Origin of the sequence: Luteimonas cucumeris (assembly GCF_007830035.1) — a bacterium.
Lineage (GTDB): Bacteria > Pseudomonadota > Gammaproteobacteria > Xanthomonadales > Xanthomonadaceae > Luteimonas_C > Luteimonas_C cucumeris.
In genome coordinates this window covers 543,227-563,784 of record NZ_VLKN01000001.1, presented here as the reverse complement: position 1 = coordinate 563,784, position 20,558 = coordinate 543,227, and the positions used below count along the sequence as shown (strand labels likewise).

17 protein-coding genes are annotated in these 20,558 nt (G+C 68.1%); 14 read left to right on the top strand and 3 right to left on the bottom strand.

Features of this window, described 5'->3' with window-relative positions:
* Positions 1-6 precede the first annotated feature (6 nt).
* On the top strand, positions 7-699 hold the full coding sequence (gene modB, locus IP90_RS02525; RefSeq protein WP_144898029.1) for a molybdate ABC transporter permease subunit: 693 nt from the start codon (positions 7-9) through the stop codon (positions 697-699).
* 163 nt (positions 700-862) lie between these two features.
* The gene (gene modC, locus IP90_RS02520) at positions 863-1,483 is read left to right on the top strand and encodes a molybdenum ABC transporter ATP-binding protein (RefSeq protein ID WP_144898028.1); all 621 of its coding nucleotides are present in this window, start codon (positions 863-865) and stop codon (positions 1,481-1,483) included.
* 182 nt (positions 1,484-1,665) lie between these two features.
* Here the strand turns inward: modC and IP90_RS02515 are convergent, their stop codons facing one another.
* Entirely contained in the window at positions 1,666-3,642 is a 1,977-nt protein-coding gene (locus tag IP90_RS02515) for a TonB family protein (protein WP_144898027.1), read from the bottom strand.
* The gene (locus IP90_RS02510; RefSeq protein ID WP_144898026.1) at positions 3,632-4,000 is read right to left on the bottom strand and encodes a BlaI/MecI/CopY family transcriptional regulator; all 369 of its coding nucleotides are present in this window, start codon (positions 3,998-4,000) and stop codon (positions 3,632-3,634) included. Before IP90_RS02510 ends, IP90_RS02515 begins: the two co-directional genes overlap by 11 nt.
* Before the next feature lie 84 nt (positions 4,001-4,084).
* On the opposite strand from IP90_RS02510, the gene IP90_RS02505 reads away from it, so the two are divergent.
* Positions 4,085-6,034 (top strand): acetyl-CoA hydrolase/transferase C-terminal domain-containing protein, encoded by a 1,950-nt coding sequence (locus IP90_RS02505; protein WP_144898025.1) that lies wholly within the window; start codon positions 4,085-4,087, stop codon positions 6,032-6,034.
* 145 nt (positions 6,035-6,179) lie between these two features.
* On the opposite strand, the gene tkt is transcribed toward IP90_RS02505, so the two are convergent.
* Positions 6,180-8,192, bottom strand: a complete 2,013-nt coding sequence (gene tkt / locus IP90_RS02500) for a transketolase (RefSeq protein WP_144898024.1) — start codon at positions 8,190-8,192, stop codon at positions 6,180-6,182.
* A gap of 255 nt (positions 8,193-8,447) precedes the next feature.
* On the opposite strand from tkt, the gene IP90_RS02495 reads away from it, so the two are divergent.
* The 11 genes from IP90_RS02495 to IP90_RS02445 are packed head-to-tail and all read left to right on the top strand — an operon-like array spanning position 8,448 to position 20,550.
* Complete coding sequence (locus IP90_RS02495) at positions 8,448-9,263, top strand: type II secretion system protein (RefSeq protein ID WP_144898023.1); 816 nt, start codon at positions 8,448-8,450, stop codon at positions 9,261-9,263.
* A 10-nt stretch (positions 9,264-9,273) separates the two neighbouring features.
* Positions 9,274-9,849, top strand: coding sequence for a hypothetical protein (locus tag IP90_RS02490; RefSeq protein WP_144898022.1), 576 nt, complete (start codon positions 9,274-9,276; stop codon positions 9,847-9,849).
* On the top strand, positions 9,846-11,501 hold the full coding sequence (locus tag IP90_RS02485) for a hypothetical protein (protein ID WP_144898021.1): 1,656 nt from the start codon (positions 9,846-9,848) through the stop codon (positions 11,499-11,501). Before IP90_RS02490 ends, IP90_RS02485 begins: the two co-directional genes overlap by 4 nt.
* A complete protein-coding gene (locus IP90_RS02480) occupies positions 11,498-12,022 on the top strand; it encodes a hypothetical protein (protein WP_144898020.1) in 525 nt (174 codons plus the stop codon). The genes IP90_RS02485 and IP90_RS02480 overlap by 4 nt, the downstream gene beginning before the upstream one ends.
* Entirely contained in the window at positions 12,019-12,699 is a 681-nt protein-coding gene (locus tag IP90_RS02475) for a hypothetical protein (protein ID WP_144898019.1), read from the top strand. The genes IP90_RS02480 and IP90_RS02475 overlap by 4 nt, the downstream gene beginning before the upstream one ends.
* 1 nt (position 12,700) lies before the next feature.
* Complete coding sequence (locus IP90_RS02470; protein ID WP_144898018.1) at positions 12,701-13,477, top strand: type II secretion system protein; 777 nt, start codon at positions 12,701-12,703, stop codon at positions 13,475-13,477.
* Positions 13,478-13,502: 25 nt separating this feature from the next.
* The gene (gene mshL, locus IP90_RS02465) at positions 13,503-15,173 is read left to right on the top strand and encodes a pilus (MSHA type) biogenesis protein MshL (RefSeq protein WP_144898017.1); all 1,671 of its coding nucleotides are present in this window, start codon (positions 13,503-13,505) and stop codon (positions 15,171-15,173) included.
* Positions 15,170-16,159 carry a tetratricopeptide repeat protein gene (locus IP90_RS02460; protein ID WP_144898016.1) on the top strand — a complete coding sequence of 330 codons (990 nt, stop codon included), beginning with the start codon at positions 15,170-15,172 and terminating at the stop codon, positions 16,157-16,159. The genes mshL and IP90_RS02460 overlap by 4 nt, the downstream gene beginning before the upstream one ends.
* Positions 16,156-17,592 carry an ExeA family protein gene (locus IP90_RS02455; RefSeq protein WP_144898015.1) on the top strand — a complete coding sequence of 479 codons (1,437 nt, stop codon included), beginning with the start codon at positions 16,156-16,158 and terminating at the stop codon, positions 17,590-17,592. Before IP90_RS02460 ends, IP90_RS02455 begins: the two co-directional genes overlap by 4 nt.
* Positions 17,579-19,297: a GspE/PulE family protein gene (locus tag IP90_RS02450; RefSeq protein ID WP_199753369.1), complete on the top strand. Its 1,719-nt coding sequence runs from the start codon at positions 17,579-17,581 to the stop codon at positions 19,295-19,297. The genes IP90_RS02455 and IP90_RS02450 overlap by 14 nt, the downstream gene beginning before the upstream one ends.
* Positions 19,294-20,550 carry a type II secretion system F family protein gene (locus IP90_RS02445; RefSeq protein ID WP_144898014.1) on the top strand — a complete coding sequence of 419 codons (1,257 nt, stop codon included), beginning with the start codon at positions 19,294-19,296 and terminating at the stop codon, positions 20,548-20,550. Before IP90_RS02450 ends, IP90_RS02445 begins: the two co-directional genes overlap by 4 nt.
* Positions 20,551-20,558 lie beyond the last annotated feature (8 nt).

Sequence of the window (20,558 nt, the reverse complement as noted above, 5' to 3'; positions counted from 1 at the left end):
ACGCGCATGCTCGCATTCACGCCTGAGGAACTGACCGCGATCGCGCTGAGCCTGAAAGTGGCGACGGCCGCCATGCTCGGCAGTCTGCCGCTGGGCATCGCAGTGGGCTGGCTGCTGGCACGCCGGCAATTCCCGGGCAAGCTGCTGCTGGATGCGCTGCTGCATCTGCCGCTCGTGATGCCACCGGTGGTGACCGGTTACATGCTGCTGATCCTGCTGGGCGCCAACGGCACGGTCGGCCGCTGGTTGCTGGAACAGTTCGGCTTCACCTTCGCGTTTCGCTGGACCGGCGCCGCGCTGGCCAGCGCGATCATGGGTTTTCCGTTGATGGTGCGCGCGATCCGCCTGTCGATTGAAGCGGTCGACCGGCGCCTGGAACAAGCCGCGGCCACGCTCGGCGCCGACCGCTGGCGCGTATTCTTCGGCATCACTTTGCCGTTGGCCTGGCCCGGCGTCGTCGCCGGCGCGGTGCTCGCCTTCGCCAAGGCGCTGGGCGAGTTCGGCGCGACGATCACTTTCGTCTCCAACATCCCCGGCGAAACGCAGACGCTGTCGTCGGCAATCTACGGCCTGATGCAGGTGCCCGGCGGCGAGGCCGGCATCTGGCGGCTGACCATCGTCGCGATCGCGATCTCGTTTGTCGCGGTGCTGCTGTCGGAATGGCTGGTACAGCGGCAGCGGCGGGAGTTGCGCGCATGAGCACTGCGAACATCGCAATGGCCATGTCCTCGCCTGTGAAGGATGGATTCCTGCGGGAGGGGGTTGTGTGGGAGGGGCTTCAGCCCCGACTGTCCTTGCAGATGTCGGGGCTGAAGCCCCTCCCACATGAGCCTTCCCCGCACCCCCACCCGGGAGGCGCCTGATGCTGCACCTGTCCATCGACCTGCAGCGTGGCGATTTCCAGCGCCAGGTGCGGATCGAGGACGACGCGCGCGTGGTGGCGCTGGTCGGCGCTTCGGGCGCGGGCAAGACCACCGTGCTCAACGCCATCGCCGGCCTGGTCCGGCCTCGCGCCGGCCGGATCGAGATCGACGGCCGCGTGCTGTTCGACAGCGAGCATGGCATCGACCTGCCCGCGCATCGGCGGCGTATCGGCTACGTGTTCCAGGACGCGCGCCTGTTCCCGCACCTGGACGTGCGCCACAACCTGCTCTACGGCCTGCGCGGCGAGCGGAAACTGCAGCCGCGTTTCGCGCTGGATACGATCGTCGAACTGCTCGGCATCGACAAGCTGCTGTCGCGGCGCACGCATGCCCTGTCCGGCGGCGAAGCCCAGCGCATCGCACTGGGCCGCGCCCTGCTCTCGCAACCGCAGATCCTGTTGCTCGACGAACCGCTGTCGATGCTAGATCAGGCACGCCGCGAGGAACTGATTCCCTACCTGCAGCGCGTCCGTGACGAGACCGCCTTGCCGATGGTGTACGTCAGCCACGTGCCCGCCGAAGTACGGCGCCTGACCGATGCGGTGCATGTTCTCGATTGAGTCGCGTAGGCGCATTAGCCGTAGGCGTAATGCGCCGAATGTCGCGAATTCCGGATGACACCTTGCGGCGCATTACGCCTGCGGCTAATGCGCCCTACATTGACTGGCCGCCGAAACCAACCGACGACGCCAACGGCGTCGGGGCGTGGGCCCGACGCGCCAACCGCCGGAACCACTCGCCGTCAGCCTTGCGTCGCCCCGGCATGCGCCGGATCGCCATGCGGCGAGAACTCCACCGGCACCCGCACGCGCCCGGCCACCGGCTTGCCATTCTTCATCTCCGGCTTGAACTTCCATTTCCATGCAGCCTCGACCACGGCGGCATCGAAGACTCCGGCCGGCTCGGAGCGATCCACCTTGACCGCCGTCGGCCGACCATCCGCCGCGACGTCGACGATCAGGACCACCATGCCGCCGAGCTTGTTCTGCAGGGCCACGCCTGGATACTTCGGCGGATTGAGGTTGCGGGATTCTTCGATGGTCTGCGCCGGCGATGTCGCTTGTGCCGTATCGGTTTTTTTCGTGGAAATGGCCGTACGCTCCGGCTTCGGCGGCGAGAAAGTAATTCTGGTACGGATTCGAGCCGGCACAGCAATACCATTTTCGACCAACGGCGAGTACCTCTCCCCCTTGAAGAATGCACGCGCGTCTTCGTCGCTGAAGGCGCCGGCTGGAGTCGAGGACTCAACCCTGGTGGCTACGACTTCACCGCGCTTGGAGATCTGCACCAGCACCTGCGCCTCGCCTGCGGTCTTGTACTGTGCGCCCCAGACGCCGCCGCCATGCGCATCGATGTAGATGCCGTCGTCTCCGCGCTTGAACCGTTGAGGCTCATCGAACTCGCCCATCAGCACGCCATCGCTGGATCGCATGATCCTGACCGTGGCGGAAGCGGCGGCCCCATGTTTGGCACCATCGATGGCAAGCGTCACCGACTGTCCCGGCGTCATCCTGGCATTGCCGCCATCGACACGCTTGTCGGCAAGTTCCAGACGCCATTGCAGCTCCGGCGCGCTTTTGCTGCCAGCCACATTGGCCGTCAGCAGCAAGGTATCCGGCGCTTCCGGGGATTTTCCAAAACCGATCCTCAGTGCGCCATCCTTGCCCGAAAATGCCCGGGAGGCGCCTGAAGGGCCGTGCCCCATGGCGCCATCGAGCACGAATAGCTCGCCCGGGCCGGATCGCATCGCCACATCCGCATACAGCACTTCGTCCTCGAACATCGTGCCCAGACGGGCCGGCGCCTGATCACGCTCCGGCTGCAGCGCCCAGACCGTATAACTCGCGCCCAGCAGCAGTGCGGCGATGGTGATCGCGCCAAGGCGCATGCGTCCGCGCGCCGGCTGTGGTTTTTTCAGCATGAGAATCCGCTCCCTCAATGATTGGCTGGACTGCCAATGGCAGCCGACCGGCAGTCCAAGGACGGCCAGCTGCGTTTTCAGCATCGCGTCGGCGTAGGCGCGGCGTGAATGGGGATGGCGTGCGAGCACGGCAGCATCGCAGGCGAGTTCCTGGTCCTGGCGGTAGGCGCGCGTGGCGTAGTGCAGCAGCGGGTTGAACCAGTGCACGCAGCGCAGCGCGACGGCCAGCAGGTTCAGGCGCACGTCCTGGCGGGCGAGGTGCACGCGCTCGTGCGCGAGCACCAGCTCGGCTTCGTGCGCGGGATAGCGCGACTCAAAATCGTCGGGCAGCACGATGCGCGGCGACCACGCGCCGACCACGGCCGGACAACTGGCGCCGACATCGGCACGCAGCAGGCCGGCTTCATCGCGGCGCGTGCGGCCGAGGCTGGCGATGAAGCGGCGCTGCTGATGCCAGAACACGCATGCCACGAGCAAGGCGCCTGCTGCCCACAGCGCGACGAGCAGCACGGGCCCGTGCAGCGCCCACCACGACGACGACAGCATCGGCGCTGACGATGCTTGCGCAAACTGCACATCGACCGACGCAGGGGACAGCGTGCGCGTCACGACCTGCCCGACCGGCGCCGGCAGCGACACCGCCAACAATGACAACGGCACCAACGCCCACACCGCATAGGCCGCGCCCGCACCGAACAGCCGCCGCAACGGCAGGCGCAAGGCCATCACCAGCAGCAGTGCGGCCGTGACCGCCAACGTCCCTTCCAGCAACCAGCCAAGCAGCACGTCACTGTTCATCGTCGAGCTCCGCAATCAATCGCTTGAGCTCGGCCAGATCGGCCGCGGAAAGCTTGCCGCGCTCGCTGAAATGCGCCACCAGCGGCGCCACGCGACCATCGAACAGGCGCTGCAGCAGGCCTTCGCTCTCGCCGAGCACCCAGTCCTCGCGTTTCAGCACAGGCGCATACAGGTAGCGGCGGCCCTCCTTGCTGGCCTTGATCGCGCCCTTGTTCAACAGCCGGTTGAGCAGGGTCTTGATGGTGGCCTCCTGCCAATGCTGGGTCCGTGCCAGCGCTGCGACCACGTCTTCGGCCGCCAGTGGATGCTGGCGCCAGAGCACGTCCATCACCAGGGATTCGGCCTCGCTGATCTGCATCGTTTACGCCTGTAATTTTTCTTGAGATTACACCCGTAAACGATCATGTCAAGCCCCGTTTAGGCGCCGGTGCGATACTGGGTCATGGCCTCCCCCGCCCTGTTCACCTCGCTCGACGACGCGGTCGAATCCCTGCTCGCCAGCATCGACGGTCCCCTGCACGTCGGCGCGCCTCTAGGCATCGGCAAGCCGCACCGGCTGCTCAATGCGCTGTACGAACGCGTCGTCGGCGATCCGTCGCGGCCGCTGCACCTGTACACGGCGCTGTCGCTGGACCCGCCCGACGGCAGTAGCGACCTGGAGCGGCGTTTCATCGGCCCGTTCGTATCGCGCCTGTATGGCGAAGACTTCCCGCGTCTCAGCTACGTGCAGGCGCAGAAGCGCGATGCGTTGCCGACGCACATCGAGGTCGAGGAGTTCTACGTGCAGTCCGGCGCGCTGATGAACTCGCGCCAGGCGCAGCGCCGCTACGCCAGCCTCAACTACACGCACGTGGCGAAGGCATTGGCCGACCGCGGCCTCAACTGCATCGTGCAGAAAGTCGCCAGCAACGACGAAGGCACGCGTTTTTCGTTGTCGTCCAACACCGACCTGACCTTCGATGCGATCGACGCGATCGTCGCGCGCGGCCTGCCGCGGCCGGTGCTGATCGCCGAGATCGATCCGCGCCTGCCATGGCTGGATGGCGTGCCAGCGGTCGACAGCAGTTTCTTCGACATGGTGGTCGCACCGCCGGCGCCGTATCCGAAGCTGTTCGCGCTGCCGCGACAGCCGGTGGGCGACATCGAATACGCGATCGGCTTTTACGCCAGCACGCTGGTGCGCGACGGCGGTACGCTGCAGATCGGCATCGGCGCGTTGTCCGATGCACTGTGCCATGCGCTGGTGTTGCGCCACACCGACAATGCCACCTATCGCAAGGTACTGGCGGCGCTGGATCCGGACATCGAACGGCATCCGGCCGTACTCGTGAGCGGCGGCCTGGATACTTTCGCGCAGGGCCTGTACGGCTGCAGCGAAATGATCAATGAAGGTTTCCAGCACCTGGTGCAGGCGGGAGTGATCCGCCGCAAGGTGGTCGAGAACGAGGCGCTGATGAAGCGCATCGTCGATGGCGAGGCCAGCGTGCTCGACCTGGAACTGCTCGATCGCGACGGCGAATTCCTGCACGGCGCCTTCTACCTGGGCTCGCCGGATTTCTACGAATGGCTGTACCGGATGGACGACGACACGCGCCGCGCCATCGGCATGCGCCGGGTCAGCGAAGTCAACGAGCTTTACGGCGGCAACGAGACGCTGGAACGCCTGCAGCGGCAGCAGTCGCGTTTCTTCAACACCTGCATGATGGCCACCGCGCTCGGCGCGGCGGTGTCGGACGCGCTCGACGATGGCCGCGTCGTGTCCGGCGTCGGTGGCCAGTACAACTTCGTGGCGATGGCGCATGCGCTGCCCGACGCGCGCTCGGTGCTGCTGCTGCGTGCCAGCCGCGACGAGCGCGGCAAGGCCGCTTCCAACATCCGCTGGAACTACGGCCACGCCACCATCGCCCGCCACCTGCGCGACATCTACGTCAGCGAATACGGCATCGCCGACGTGCGCGGCAAGACCGACGAGGACTGCGTGGTCGCGATGGCGGCGATCGCCGATGCGCGTTTCCAGCGCGGCCTGATCGACGTCGCCAAGCGCAGCCGCAAGTTGGCCGAGACGTTCCAGCTGCCTGCGCAGTGGGCGAGAAATTCCCCACGCAACCTGCGCGAACGGCTGGCGCCGCTGCGCGGCGACGGCACACTGCCTGACTACCCACTCGGCAGCGACTTCACCGAAGTCGAGCAGCGCCTGGTCAAGGCGTTGGGTTGGTTGAAGACGAATGCCGCAACGCCTGTATCGAAAGCACTCACCGTGTTCGGCGCGCTGTTCGCAGGCAAGAGCGAGGATGCCGAAGCGATGCAGCGGATGGGGCTGAACCAGCCCGGGAACTGGCGCGAAAAACTCTCGGCGCGACTGGTGTCTTACGCGCTGCAGAACACGCGGTAAGCCGTTCGTAGCGTGCGCTGTGCGCACGATGATTCGGTGTCGTGCGCATAGCGCACGCTACGAATTCCGAATTTCAGCACCGGATCGATCTTGCAATGGTTGATGGTATCGCCTTCGGCTCAACCCATCCTGCCGACCAGACTCGTTACAACGCCTTCGCCGCCGCGACCACCTTGTCGACGCTGAAGCCGAAATGCGGGAACAGCTTTTCCGCCGGGGCGCTGGCACCGAAGCTGTCGATGCCGATCACCGCGCCATCGAGGCCGACGTACTTGCGCCAGAAATCGGTGACGCCGGCTTCGATCGCGACGCGCTTGCGCACGGCGTTGGGCAGCACGGATTCGCGATAGGCCTTGTCCTGGCGATCGAACACGTCGGTCGACGGCATCGACACCACGCGCACGTTGACGCCCTCGCCGGCCAGCACGTCGGCGGCCTGCGTGGCGAGGCCGACTTCCGAGCCGGTGGCGATCAGGATCACATCCGGTGTCGCATCGCCGTCGCGCGCGCCCTTGTCGAGCAGGACGTAGCCACCGCGGGCGATCGCAGCCACCTGCGCTGCATCACGCGGCTGGTGCGGCAGGTTCTGGCGCGAGAACACCAGGCAGCTGGGACCGTCGTTGCGTTCGATCGCCGCGCGCCAGGCGACAGCGGATTCGACCGCGTCGCAGGGACGCCAGACGTCGTTGTGCGGGATGTAACGCAGGCTCGCCAGGTGTTCGACCGGCTGGTGGGTCGGGCCGTCCTCGCCGAGGCCGATCGAGTCGTGCGTGTAGACGTGGATCGCGTGCGCGCCCATCAGCGCGCTCATGCGCACCGCGTTGCGCGCGTAGTCGCTGAACACTAGGAAGGTGGCGTCGTAGGGAATGAAGCACTCGTGCAGGCCAAGGCCATTGCTGATCGCGGTCATCGCGAACTCGCGCACGCCGTAATGGATATAGTTGGCGTCGGGGTCGTCGCCGGCGACCGACTTGCTGCCCTTCCACAAGGTGAGGTTGGAATGGGCGAGGTCGGCGGAACCGCCGATCAGTTCCGGCAGCAGCGGCGCGTAGGCTTCCAGCGCCATCTGCGAGGCCTTGCGCGAAGCCACCACCGGGCCTTCGGCCTGCAGTTTCGCGATGTAGGCGTCGGCGGCAGCTGCGAAGCTTTCCGGCAATTCGCCGCGCGCGCGGCGTGAGAGTTCGGCGGCCTGCTGCGGATGCTGCACGGCGTAGGCGTCGAACAGGCGGTTCCATTGTTCCTCGCGCTCGCGGCCGGCGTCATTGGCGCGCCAGGCGTCGCCGATGGCCTGCGGGATCTCGAACGGCGCATGCGGCCAGCCCAGCGCTTCGCGCGTGGCGGTCACTTCGTCCTTGCCCAGCGGCGCGCCGTGCGAGGATTCCTTGCCCGCCTTGGCCGGCGAACCGAAACCGATCGTGGTGCGGCAGCAGATCAGGGTCGGCTTGTCGGACGAAGCGATCGCAGTTTCGATGGCGCGCCTGATCTCGACCGGATCATGGCCGTCGACCTTGCGGATCACCTGCCAGCCGTAGGCCTCGAAGCGCATCGGCGTGTCGTCGGTGAACCAGCCATCGGTATTGCCGTCGATGGAAATCCTGTTGTCGTCCCAGAACGCGACCAGCTTGCCCAGGCCCCAGGTGCCGGCCAGCGAGGCGGCCTCGTGCGAGATGCCTTCCATCAGGCAGCCGTCGCCCATGAACACCCAGGTGCGGTTGTCGACGACGTCGAAGCCGGGTCGGTTGAAGCGCTGCGCCAGCAGCTTCTCTGCCAGCGCCATGCCGACCGCGTTGGCGAAACCCTGGCCAAGCGGACCGGTGGTGGTCTCGATGCCCGGGGTCATGAAGTTCTCGGGATGACCCGGGGTCTTGCTGTCGAGCTGGCGGAAATTCCTCAGCTCCTCGATCGACAGGTCGTAGCCGGACAGGTGCAGCAACGCGTACTGCAGCATCGAGCCGTGGCCGTTGGACAGCACGAAGCGGTCGCGGTTGAACCAGCCGGGGTTGCCGGGGTTGTGGCGCAGGTAATCGTTCCACAGCACCTCGGCGATGTCGGCCATGCCCATCGGCATGCCCGGATGGCCGGAGTTGGCGGCCTGGACGGCGTCGATGGCGAGGAAACGAATGGCGTTGGCGAGGTCGCGGCGGCTGGGCGTCGTCATGGAGGGCGGGATCAGGGGCGGCGCCCGGCGATTCGCGGGCGGCGTATTGTCCCATCCCCATCCCCGGCTGTCGCCCTGCCGCAGGTCATCCGCCGCTCCGCGGGAATGCTCGTAATCGTGACCGCCGTCGCCCGGCCCGGCTTACGGGTCTCTTACGAAGCTCTTACACCGCTGCCCTAACGTGCGCGTCGCTGCGCCATGGGACACGGAATAGCCGTGCCTGCGAGCCAGTCACATCGTTCCAGGGGACAACTCATGCAAGCACGACTCGGAAATGGCGGCCGCCGGGCCAGCCAAGGCGGTTTCACATTGGTGGAAATGGCGGTGGTGCTGGTCATCATCGGCGTCATCCTCGGTGCCGTCATGATCGGCCGCGACGTCCAGCGCAACGCCGAATACACCCGCATCAAGCAGAAATTCGTCGACCAGTGGGTGGTCGCGTACAACACCTATGGCCAGCGCCTGGGTGCGCCGATCGGCGACAACCAGAGCGCGCCGCGGTTGATGGTCAACGGCTTCAACTTCGACGGCAACGGCGATTCGCTGTCCGGCGGCGACATGTCCAACGTCAGCGAACCGGACGCGATCTGCCGCGAGAACAAGCCGGCGCGGATGGTCCGTGACATGCAGACCGGCGACGAATTCAACCTGCGCAACCTGATGCTCAAGGCCGGCGTGACCCTGCCTCCGGGCCGCGGCCAGGGCATGGAAGACCGCTACGTCTATCTGGATACCAACGGCAACCCGCAGGAAATCCAGATCTGCTTCCAGTGGAACAAGCCGGGCACGCCGTCCGGTTCGGGCAACGTGATGGTGATCACCGGCCTGACCCCTGACCTGGCGCGTGCGCTCGACCAGGCCGTCGATGGCAAGCCCGATGCCCAGAACGGCGCTTTTCGTCAGGAAGGCGTAGTCCGCGCGACCGGTACCGAGTTCGACCCGGGCGTGCAGTGGGCCGGCAACAACACCCAGGGCTTCACCGACACCGGCACCGCCGACACCGTCGACACCGAAGCCACCGACGCCGACCAGGTACTGACCATGGTCGCCCACCTCAAGATGAACCAGTAAGGCACCGGCCATGGCCCTCGACCGCTTCGCCCTGCCCGCCCGGCTGCGCCAGTCCCGGCACGCGTCGCTGCTACTGTTCGCAGCGACGCTGGTGCTGCTGCTGGTCGCCGCAGCCTGGTTCACCAGCGCACGCAGCGACCTGGCCGAAGCCTACAGCCATGTCGGCAGCCGACAGCAGGCGCTGACCGCCGCCAACCAGCGCCAGCAGGAGGCGAAGCTGCGCGTGCAGCTGGCCGACAGCGCGCGCAGCCTGGTCGAGCGTGCCAGCGCCGGCGGCTTCGCCGAAAACGAATGGGGCGAGCGGCTGATCAACATCAGCCAGACGCCGCTGGCGCGCGACGAGGTCAATCACCTGCTGGCGGGCATGACCCGCGACCATGCGCGGATCTTCGGCGCCGACGTGTTCGAACTGTCGGTGACCCGCGCCGACGAAGGCCTGTTCGACACGCCCGGCAGCAAGGGGCCACCGCTGATGCTGAACCTGCGCGGCACCCTGCTGTTCCGCACCGCGCAATCCGGCAGTGGCGTCGCCGCGCCGGTCGCCGCACTCGCCGCCGCCCCCGCCATCGCCCCGGAGGCGCCGTGAGCACGTCCACCCTGATGCACCTGGACGGCCGCTGGCTGTCCTTCGACGGCGATCGCGTCACCACGCTCGACACCCGTCCCAAGCTCGACCGCGCCAGCGTCGCCATCACCGACTTCGGCGGTGCCGTCAGCCAGGTGATCGCGCTGGAAGGCAGTCCGTCGCACGCGGTCGCGCTGATTGAGAAGCGCCTGCGCGCCGATGGCCTGACCGACAGCGAAAGCAAGATTCTGATCCACCAGACCAAGACCGTCGGCAACGGCTACCAGGCGCTGTTCACCGCGGTGCCGCTGGACCGCTGGCAGCAGATGTTCTCCTGGGCCGAAGGCCACGACGACCACTGCCTGCTGGTGCCATCGGTGGCGCTACTGTGGCGGATGCTCAAGCCCGGTCGCGGCATCGTGCTGCACAGCGGCCGCCAGGTGGTGTTCCTGGCCTGCCTGCGCAATCGCTTCGTGCATGCCTCGGCGCTGGCCTACAGCGAGGACACCGGCGACCTGGCGATGACCGTATCGGCGCTGGCCGAACGCGCCGGCCGCGAGCTGACCGGCGCCGACGAGGCACTGGAGACGTTGACCGTGGAGTGGTACGGCGCCCTGACCCGCGCGCCCGACGGTCACCGCGCGCGGCCGCAGGTCCGCGGCGTCGGGCTGTCGGCCAGTCCGCTGTCCGCAGTCACCGACGACGAAATCACCCAGCGCATCGACGCCGATCCGGAGCCCGGCTTCCGCGACGACGACGATGCGATGACCTTCGACGGCCAGTTCGATCCGGTCGAAGGCAGTGTCGTTCCCGAACCGGAACCCGAGCCGGTGCCGGTGCCGGCGCAGCCGGCGGCCAGCCTGTACGCCAGCCAGGCCGCGGCCGAGGCCATCGCCCCGGGCCGCTGGCTCGACGAGGCGCTGCTGGAAATCTTCTCCGCGCGCAGCGGCGCCAGTGTCCAGCTCGGCCCGCACGTGATGGTGCGCGACGCGGCCGGCGTGCGTTACCGCAGCGGCATCGCCCGCCTGGCCGCCAGCGCCCACGCGCTGACCGCGGTCAATCCGCCGGCCAGCCGGTTGATGTACCTGGCCGAGCGCGCGCTGCCCTGGGCCAGTGCCGCGTCGCTGTTGCTGGCGCTGGCGCTGGGCGGACTCGGCGGACGCTGGGCGCTGGCCGCGCACGACGCCAATGGCCGCGCAGAGGCGCTGGATGCGCAGATCGCGGAGATCGACGCCGGGATCGCGGCGATGAAATCGCGACAGGCGATTCCGGAAAGCTATCCGCAGCTGCGCCGTTTCGTCGAACACGCCGGCAAGCTGCAGCAGGCGCTCGATCCGGGCGCGGTACTGCACGCGGTGCGCGTGGCCGCCGACGACGACGTCCGCATCCTGCGCGTGCGACTGGACAAACCCGCCCGGGATCCCGCCGACAAGGGCGGCAACGGCGATGGCCAGTCCCTGCGCGTCGACGGCATGGTCAAGCACGATCCCGGCAGCATGGAGGGCATGCAGGTCGCGCGCTTCGTGCAGCGCCTGCGCGCCGCCGGCTACGAGCCGGTCGCGATCGATCCGCAACAGGGCAACGCGCGCTCGCAATCGCCGGGCGGCTCGTTCTCCTACCAGCTCAAGCGCGCCACGGACGGCGCTGTCGACACTCCGGGAGACGCCTCGTGAAGCGCAAGTATTCGGCCAGCCTGGCGCTGGCGCTGTGGCTGTGCGTGGTCGCCTGGGTCAGCGCGATGATCGTCGCCAAGCCCAGCGTCGGCCGCCATTCGCCCGACGAGGACGAGGCCGCGGCGATCGCCCAGCTGCAGCTCAACATCAACCACGACCGCCAGCTGCTGGCGGCGCTGGACGCGCTCGAGGCCACCGGCAACGCGATACCGGTCGACCTGGCCGTCGCCGCGCCGGCGCCGGAAAGCACGAGCCTTGCGATGACCACGTCCGCCGACGGCGAACCGGTCGTCGCCGCACGACGCCTGTCGCTGATCCTGTCCACCGACCGCGGCCATCGCGCGGTGATCGACGAGCAACTGGTGCGCGTCGGCACGCGCCTGGCCGATGGTTCGCGCGTGCACCGCATCGGCCGTGACCGCGTCGAGATCGAGGACGCCGCCGGCGAACGCCTGCTGCTGCAGTTGCCCGCGCCGTTCTCCGCGCAGCAGACCGCAAGCCTGCCGGGATCGTCGCGATGAGCAATCGCCGCGCCATCGTGATCGCCGCGCTGGTGGTGATCGTCGCCGGCCTGATCGCGGTGCTGACCGTGCGCACGCTGGCCGGGCGTAATGCAGCGCCCGTCGCTGCGACGGATGCGCCGGTCGCGACCAGCGTGGCGCCGCCTGCGGAAACCGCGACCGAAACACCGGCGCCGACGACCGATGAAGCGCCACCGCCATGGGCCACGAGCGACGCGGCGAGCGATGCAGCACAAGCCGCGACCAGTACCACTGCCACCGCGACCGATCCGGTCCGCGAGCGCCAGCTGCGCGAACTGCAGCAGGCGATGAAAGGCGTGATCGCCGAATCCACGCAGCGTTCCGCTGCGACCTACCAGCACCTGAGCAAGGCGCTGGACACGCTGGAACAGATGAACGATCCCACCGTCACCGCGCAGATCAACCTGGACGCGGTGCGCAACAACCTCGACGTGAGCATGCGCATGCAGGCGCTGGCCCAGCAGCTGCAGCAGATCATGACCGAAGCCGACAGTCCCGAGCGCAAGCAGCGGCTGGACGCGACCATGGCGCAGTTCCGCATGCTGCAGTCGCAGCTGCGCAGCGATGTGAGCGCCGCCGGCAGCAGCCTGCCGGCGCCCGCCGCGCCGACGCGCGCGCCGGCTGCGTCTTCAATCGCACCGGCGGCCGCGCGCTGACATGACGACGCTCGCCCGCCATCGCTTTCGTGCAGGTGTCGCATCGCGCGGTGCGCGCGGTTTCACCCTGCTCGAGATGGCGGTGTCGGTGAGCGTCATCGGCGTGCTGGCGGTACTGGCTACCGGTACCTTTTCCGGCGTCGCCGACGTGCGTGCCCGCGCCCGTGCGGAAGCCGAGGCCGAAGTGGCGCGCCAGGCGATCCGCACCTTCATGCTGCGCAACAAGCGCCTGCCGTGCCCGGACCTGAGCGCCGACGGCAATGGCGCGCGCGAAGGCATCGGCGGCAGCTGCCCGGCCGGCGCGCAGGTCGGCTGGCTGCCGTACGAAAGCCTGGGCCTGGCGCGGCCGGTGCCGAACCAGCGCATGCGTTACGCAGTGTCGCGCGGCGGTGCCGACCTGGTCGCGCCGATTACCCCTGGTGGACTGGGTTCCGATCTGGATGCGGTCGCACGCCTGCGTCGCACCCTGGCCGCGGCCGCGCAGCTCCCCGACTCCAATGCCCGCCCCTACATCACCGGCATCGGCAGCAGCGCCGATGCGGAAAACTGCGGTCACATCGTCGCCAATCCCGCATTCGCGGTGATCGCACCGGTTGCCGACCGCGACGATGCAGGTGGCAACCATCCCGGTTTCGATGGCCTCAACCGCGACATGGCCGAAAGCGGCCAGCGCTGCATCGCCGCACCCGCGCGTCCGATGGACGCCACCTACGACGACGTGGTCATCGCCGAAAGCAGCAGCACGCTGCTCGGCTGGCTGGCCGCCCACACCCGCTGATTGAGACGACAAGGCAGAACGTTCGATGACACGTCACCCGCTCCGCTCCGCATCCACCCGCCGCACGCTGGCCGTGCCGGCCGCCGCGCTGGCGCTGACCCTGCTGGCAGCGGGCTGCACGACGCCGCGCAGCGTCAAGAGCCTGCCGCCGACCGAGTACAAGGCGCTGGAAGCCATCGGCAGCCGCGTCGGCGAGGAGTCGGCCAAGCTCGCCGACGAACATGCGCGCCTGCGCGAACAGCTGGAACGCGTGCAGGCGCCCAAACCACTGGCGCCGGTCGCACCGAAGTACGACCCGCTCGAGAACCGCATCGTCACCATCAACATGAACGATGCCAACGTCGGCGGCCTGCTATGGGCGCTGGCCGAGCAGTTGGGCATGAACCTGATCGTCGATCCGAGCGTGCTGGCCCGCGACCAGCGCGCCAGCCTGTACCTGAAGAACGTCACCGCACGCGAGGTCTACAACCACATCCTGACCGCGTTCGACCTGCACGGCGACACCCAGGGCGGTGCGCTGGTGGTGTCGCCGATGGAGGAGCGCATCTTCAGCGTCGACATGCTCAACACCACCACGTCGCTGGACCTGAGCACCGGCGGCGACGTGTTCGGCGCCGGCAGCAGTGGCGCCGGCGGCGGTGATTCGCTGCGCGGGAAACTGATCCTCGACGGCAACGTCGGCAAGCAGAACGATCCGTACAAGCAGCTGGCCGCATCGATCGAAAGCATCATCAAGGAAGACACCGCGACCCGCGGCGACCAGCCGCGCGAAGCGGCGCGCTACAGCCTGGATCCGCTGACCGGCTCGCTGTTCGTGCGCGCGCGTCCATCACAGGTGCGCGCGGTGGCGGAACTGGTCGAACGCAACCAGCGCATGCTCGGCCGCCAGGTGCTGGTCGAAGCGCAGCTGATCGATGTGCAGCTCAACGACCAGTTCCAGTTCGGCGTCGACTGGAACCTGCTGCGCGGCCGCGTCGCCGGCATCGTCGGCGACAGCGCCATCCAGCTCGACCCGGTCTCCGGTTCGCTGCCCGGCCCCAATACCGGCGGCACGCTCGACCGGCTGCTGACCATTCCGCGCCAGGTGATCGGCACGCCGCTCGGCCGCGGCGCCGGCATCGGCTACGCCGGCGATGCGTTCTCGGCGGCGCTCAACATCCTGCGCTCGTTCGGCAACGTCAAGGTGCTGTCCAATCCCAGCGTGCGCGTGCGCAACAGCACGCCGGCCTACCTGAGCGTCGGCAAGAACATCCGCTACGTCAGCAAGTCCACCACCAGCTTCAGCAATCCCGGCGGCGGCGCGACCAACACCTCGTCCGACGTGCAGACCGAATCGCTGTTCTCCGGCGTGGTGATCGGCGTGGCGCCGCTGATCCGCGACGACGGCAAGGTCGAGCTGCTGGTGCATCCGATGCAGACCGAGGTGGAGGCCGGCAGCCTGAACCTGGTCGAAGTCGGCAACGGCAACGCGGTGACGCTGCCGATCATCAACTTCAAGGGCATCACCACTACGCTCAACCTACGCGACGGCGACACGGTGCTGCTCGGCGGCCTGATCGACCAGACCGCGCAGAACGACGACACCGGCGTGCCCGGCCTGTCCGACGTACCCGGCATGGGCAACCTGTTCGGCGCGCAGGCGCGCCAGCACCGCAGCCGCGAACTGGTGATGGTGTTGCGGGTGACGGTGATATGAGTCTGATCTTCGCCGCGCTGAAGAAGCTGGAAACGCCGGCCCAGGCAGCGACGGCATCCCATGCGTACACGCCGGCCCAGGCGTCGTGGCAACGCTGGCTGCTGCCGGCGTCCACCGCCGCGGCCGGCCTGCTGGTCGGCGTCGGCCTGTTCGCCGCGCTGCGTCCGGCTGCGGATGCGCATGCGTCTGCATCCGTCGCGCCAAGCGTGACACCGTCCGCTGCCGCGCATCGCGATGTTGCGGCAACGGTCGTACCGGTTTCGAGCGCGACCGCATCGACGGCAACAGATTCCGCCGCTGCAATCGCGACTGCGCCTGCTGCGATCGCATCTGCGACAGGCAACGACCAATCCATCGCAACCGTGGCTGCACCTGCGCCTGTATTGCCGGTGGCGATCGCGACCCAGGCAATGCCAGCCGATGCCACGACGAATGCGTCGACGCCGGCAGTGATTCCAAGTGCGGTAGCCAGCGTCGCCGGAACATCGGCCTCGGCACCGGCGACCACGAATGTCGCACACGCGCCTGCCCCCATCGCGGCGCAGGAACCCGCGACGTCCGCGCCTCCGCTGACCGCCGAAATCCATGTCACCGACCGGTCCGACCTCGCCCCTGCCGAAGGCCAGGACGTGGCGCGGCTGGTCGCGGCGATCGGCAACGCGCTGCAATCCGACGATACCGCGCAGGCGCAGGCGCAACTGGCGCAGCTGGCCCGGCATCTGCCGCCGCGCAGCCTGACGTTGCTGCGCATGCAGGCCTGGGTCGCGCACGAAAGCGGTGACACCGCCGCGGCGCTGGCTTATTACCGGCAGATCGTCGAGCGCGTGCCCGGCGACCAGGCCACGGTGATCAACCTGGCGATGCTGGAAGCGCGCAACGGCCAGGTCGACAGTGCGCGTGATCGCCTGCGCCGGCTGCGCACGCTCGCGCCGGGCTCCAACGAGATCGAAAAGGCGATCGCGATGGTCGAGGCGCGCCTGCAATGAATCCTCACGGCGCCCACGTCGCGGCCTACCTGGCCCCGCTCGCGCTGGCGCGCGCGCCGTTCCCGCCGACGCCGGACGCGGAAGGCTATTTCCACACCGCCGCGCTCGAACGCGACCTCGCCGAAGCCAGCCATTGCCTGCTCGCACGCAAGGGCTTCGTGCTACTCACCGGCGAAGTCGGCATGGGCAAGAGCACCTTCCTGCGCCGGCTGTTGAATGCGGTCGAGCGCGAAGGCGCGGTTGCCTCGCTGGTATTCAACACCTTCCTGCAGGGGCCGGAACTGCTGGCCGCGATCCTGCGCGACTTCGGCATCGAGGCCAGTGCCGACGCCGCCGACAACATCGACCGGCTCAACCGCTTCCTGCTGCGGCGTTGGCAGGACGGCCACACCTGCGTGGTGGTGATCGACGACGCGCAGAACCTGAGCCTGGAAAGCCTGGAACTGCTGCGCCTGCTCAGCGGCCTGGAGAGCGGCCAGGAAAAACTGCTGCAGATCGTGCTGGCCGGACAGCCGGAACTGGACGCCCAGCTGGCGCGCCCGGAGATCCGCCAGCTGACCAGCCGCATCATCAAGCACATCCGCATGGACGCACTGGACGCGGCCGAGTGCGCACGCTACGTCGAGTTCCGCCTCACCGACGCCGGCGCCGCCGGCCGCATCCGCATCGATCCGGCCGCGCATGCCGCGCTGTATCGCGCCAGCGGCGGCAATCCGCGTCGCATCCACCTGATCATGGACCGCTGCCTGTACGGCGTGGTCGCGCGCGGGCAACCGCATATCGATGCCGCACTGGTGCGCGCGGCTGCGGCCGAAGCAGGCTTCCAGCCGCAGCGTCGCCGTTCGCGGCGTCCGCTACTGCTGGCGGTCGCGCTGCTGGCGACCACCGGACTGGTGACGGCGACCGGCATCGCGCTGCGTCCGGATGCCGTCCTATCGAAGCCAGTGACGGTTGCAGCCATCACTGCACCCAGCACCGCCGCCACTGCGACGGATGCGAACTGGAACACTTGCCTGCAACAACTCACGCCGGCCGACGACAGCGGCCAGACCCTGCAGGTACTACCGCTGCCGCCGCGCCACCACGCGGCCCTGTCCAAACGCACCGACGTCTGCCTGCAACGCCGCAACGACGGCTGGCTCGCGGCCTGGCAACCGCAGCTGCGCGCCGCCGAACTGCAGCCGGGCCGACGCAACGACCAGGTGCGTGCATTGCAGGCGCGTCTGCAGGCCGGTGGTTTCCTCGCTGTCGATGCCGCGCTGGCCGACGGCCTGTTCGGGCCGGTCACGCGCGAGGCGCTGACGCGCTTCCAGCATCACCACGGCGTGACCGCCGACGGCGTCGCCGATCCCCTCACCTTGCTGCTGCTGGAAACCGCGACCACGCGTACGTCCAGCGCCGCCCGCCCGGAACGCCCGCATGGCCACGGTTGACCTGTCTCCACCCCGTCCCGCCGCCGCGCCGCAGGATTCGGCCGCGCGGCTGGGCAACATCCTGTTCGAACGCGGCCTGCTCAACGCCGCGCAGCTGCAGTACGCGCTGCAGAAGCACAAGGTCGAGAACCAGCGCCTCGGCCCGCTGCTGATCCGCCACGGCCTGGCCAGCGAATCGGACATCGTGCGCGTGCTGGCCGAACTGCACGGCATCCGCTTCGCGCCGGTCGAAACCCTGCCCGAACCCGATCCGCAGGTGCTGGCGATGTTCAATCGCGAGCTCTGCCTGCTGCGTTCGTTCCTGCCGCTGCGCCGGGTCGAGAATTCGCTGGAAGTGCTGCTCGGCGACGCCGACGCCGATGCCGTCGCGCAGCTGGTGCTGCAGCGCTGCGGCCTGCGCTGCAGTTTCGTGCAGGGCGAGTTCACCCGCGTCAGCCAGCTGATCCGGCACACCTACTACTTCGCGCAGAACCCGATCGAGTCGCTGCTGGAACGCGAGATCAAGCGCATCGCCGCCGATGCCGACCACGCCTACAGCCCCGAGAAATTGCTCGACTACCTGTTGCACCTGGCGGTGCGCGAACGCACCACCGACATCCACATCGCACCGGCCGAGGACAGCATCCACGTGCTGTTCCGCGTCGATGGCGTGCTGCGGCCGATGCTGGCGATGCAGTCCTCGCTGCACCGTCTGCTGGGCTTCATCAAGCTGGCCGCGGAGATGGACATCTCCGAACAGCGCCGCCCGCAGGACGGCAGCTTCCGCGCCAGCGTGCTCGACAGCGCGCTGACCGTGCGCGTGTCGACGCTGATCAGCGACCAGGGCGAACGCATGGTGCTGCGCCTGTTGCCCGAGCACAGCGACCTGTCCGGCCTGACCGAACTGGGCTTCTTCAAGGAAGACGTCGACGCGCTGGAACGGATGTTCGCCAAGCCGGCCGGACTGGTGCTGATCACCGGCCCGACCGGTTCCGGCAAGAGCAGTTCGCTGCACGCGGCGCTGCGCATGCAGTCGCTGATCGAACGCAACGTACTGACCGTCGAAGACCCGATCGAATACCGCGTCCCCGGCGCCTGCCAGACCGAGGTCAATCGTCGCGCCGGCTATGAATTCGGATCGGCGCTGCGCCACTTCCTGCGCCACGACCCGGACGTGATCCTGCTGGGCGAAATGCGCGACGCCGAAACCGCGCAGGCGGCGATCGAAGCCGCCGCCACCGGCCACCTGGTGCTGTCGACGCTGCACGTGTCCGGCGTGTTCGGCGTGGTGCCGCGACTGCGCCCGCTGGGACTGGAAGCGCAGGTGATCGCCGACAACCTGCTGGCCGTCGTCAACCAGCGCCTGATCCGCCAGAACTGCCCGTTCTGCAGCAAGCCCGTGCCGTTCACGCAGGCCGAACGCGATTGGCTCGGCATCGACGATCCGGCCGCCGCCGGTCGCCGCGGCAGCGGTTGCGAACGCTGCCGCGGCAGCGGCTACTACGGCCGCCTGCCGGTGTACGAGATGCTGCTGCTGGACAACGCGATCGCCAACGCCATCGCCGACGACGCCGGCCGCGAAGCGGTTCGCAACCTCGCCTACGGCAGCGGCTTCGTCGACATGGTGCAGGTCTCCAAGCGCCGCGTGGCGATGGGCCAGACCACGACTGCCGAAGTGCTGCGCGTGGTCGGCGACGGACCGGCACCCGAGCGCAGCGCGCCATGAACGTCTACTACTACCGCCTGCTGCTCTCCAGCGGCCGCACCAAGTCCGGCCTGGCGCAGCTGGCGGTCGAACACGACAACTCGGCGCGGATCTGGCTGGAAAAGAACTTCGACGCGACCGTGCTGCTGCTGCATCGCCTGCCCGGCTGGCTGGCGGAAACGCAACGCAGCCTCTCGCATCTGCTGCGTCCCAACATCCGCCCGCCGGAACTGGCCGGCATGCTGCGCGACATGGCGGTGATGACCAGCAGCGGCATCCCTGTGCTGGAAGCGTTGCGCGCGGTATCGCAGGAAGTCGGCACCGGTCGTGCATCGAACGCCGCGCGCGTGGCGCGCAACCTGCTCGACGAACTCGACGCCGGCGCATCGATGAGCGAAGCCTTCGGCCGCTATCCCGACACGTTCCCGGAAACGGTGCGCAACCTGGTGATGATCGGCGACGAGACCGGCAGCATGGACCGCATGCTCACCGAGGCCGCCGACCACGTCGAGCGCGTCTCGCGGATGACCGCCGACACGCGCCAGGCGCTGATCTATCCGGCGTTCGTGTTCGCCGCGATCTTCGCCGCCGGCGGCTTCTGGATCTATTACGTGATCCCCAACCTCACCGGCCTGTTCAAGCAGATGAACGCCAAGCTGCCGCCGCTGACGGTGGCGGTGATCGCGTTCTCGGAATGGTTCACCGCGCACATCGTGGCGGTGCTGATCGGGCTGGTGGCGCTGGGTTTCGTGCTGTGGGTGAGCTGGCGCTACAGCCGCGGCTTCCGTCGCTTCACGCACTACATGCTGCACCGGCTGCCGATCGCGAAAACGATCATGAATTCCGCCGGCCTGGCCTTCCTCACCGAATACCTGTCGCTGCTGATCAAGGCCGGCGTCGACATGGTCAGCAGCCTCAAGGTGATGGAGCGCGCGGTGCGCGACGAGTACTACCGCGACCGCGTGATCGCGATTCGCCAGGTGCTCGAACGCGGCGACCGCGTGTCCTCGGCGATGCGCCAGGTCGGCGGCTTCCCTCCGATGATGGTGCGCATGATCGCGGTCGGCGAAGACACCGGCACGCTCGATCAGCAACTGGCCCGCCTGTCGGGCGAATACAGCCTGCGCCTGCAGCGGCTGATCACCAACCTGTCGGAAATCATCAAGCCGGTCGTGGTGCTGCTGGCCGGTGGCATGTTCATCCTGCTCATCGTCGCGCTGCTGCTGCCGGTCTACGACCTGGTCAAGCAGGCGATGTCCGGGCCGCAGTTCTGACCACGGAG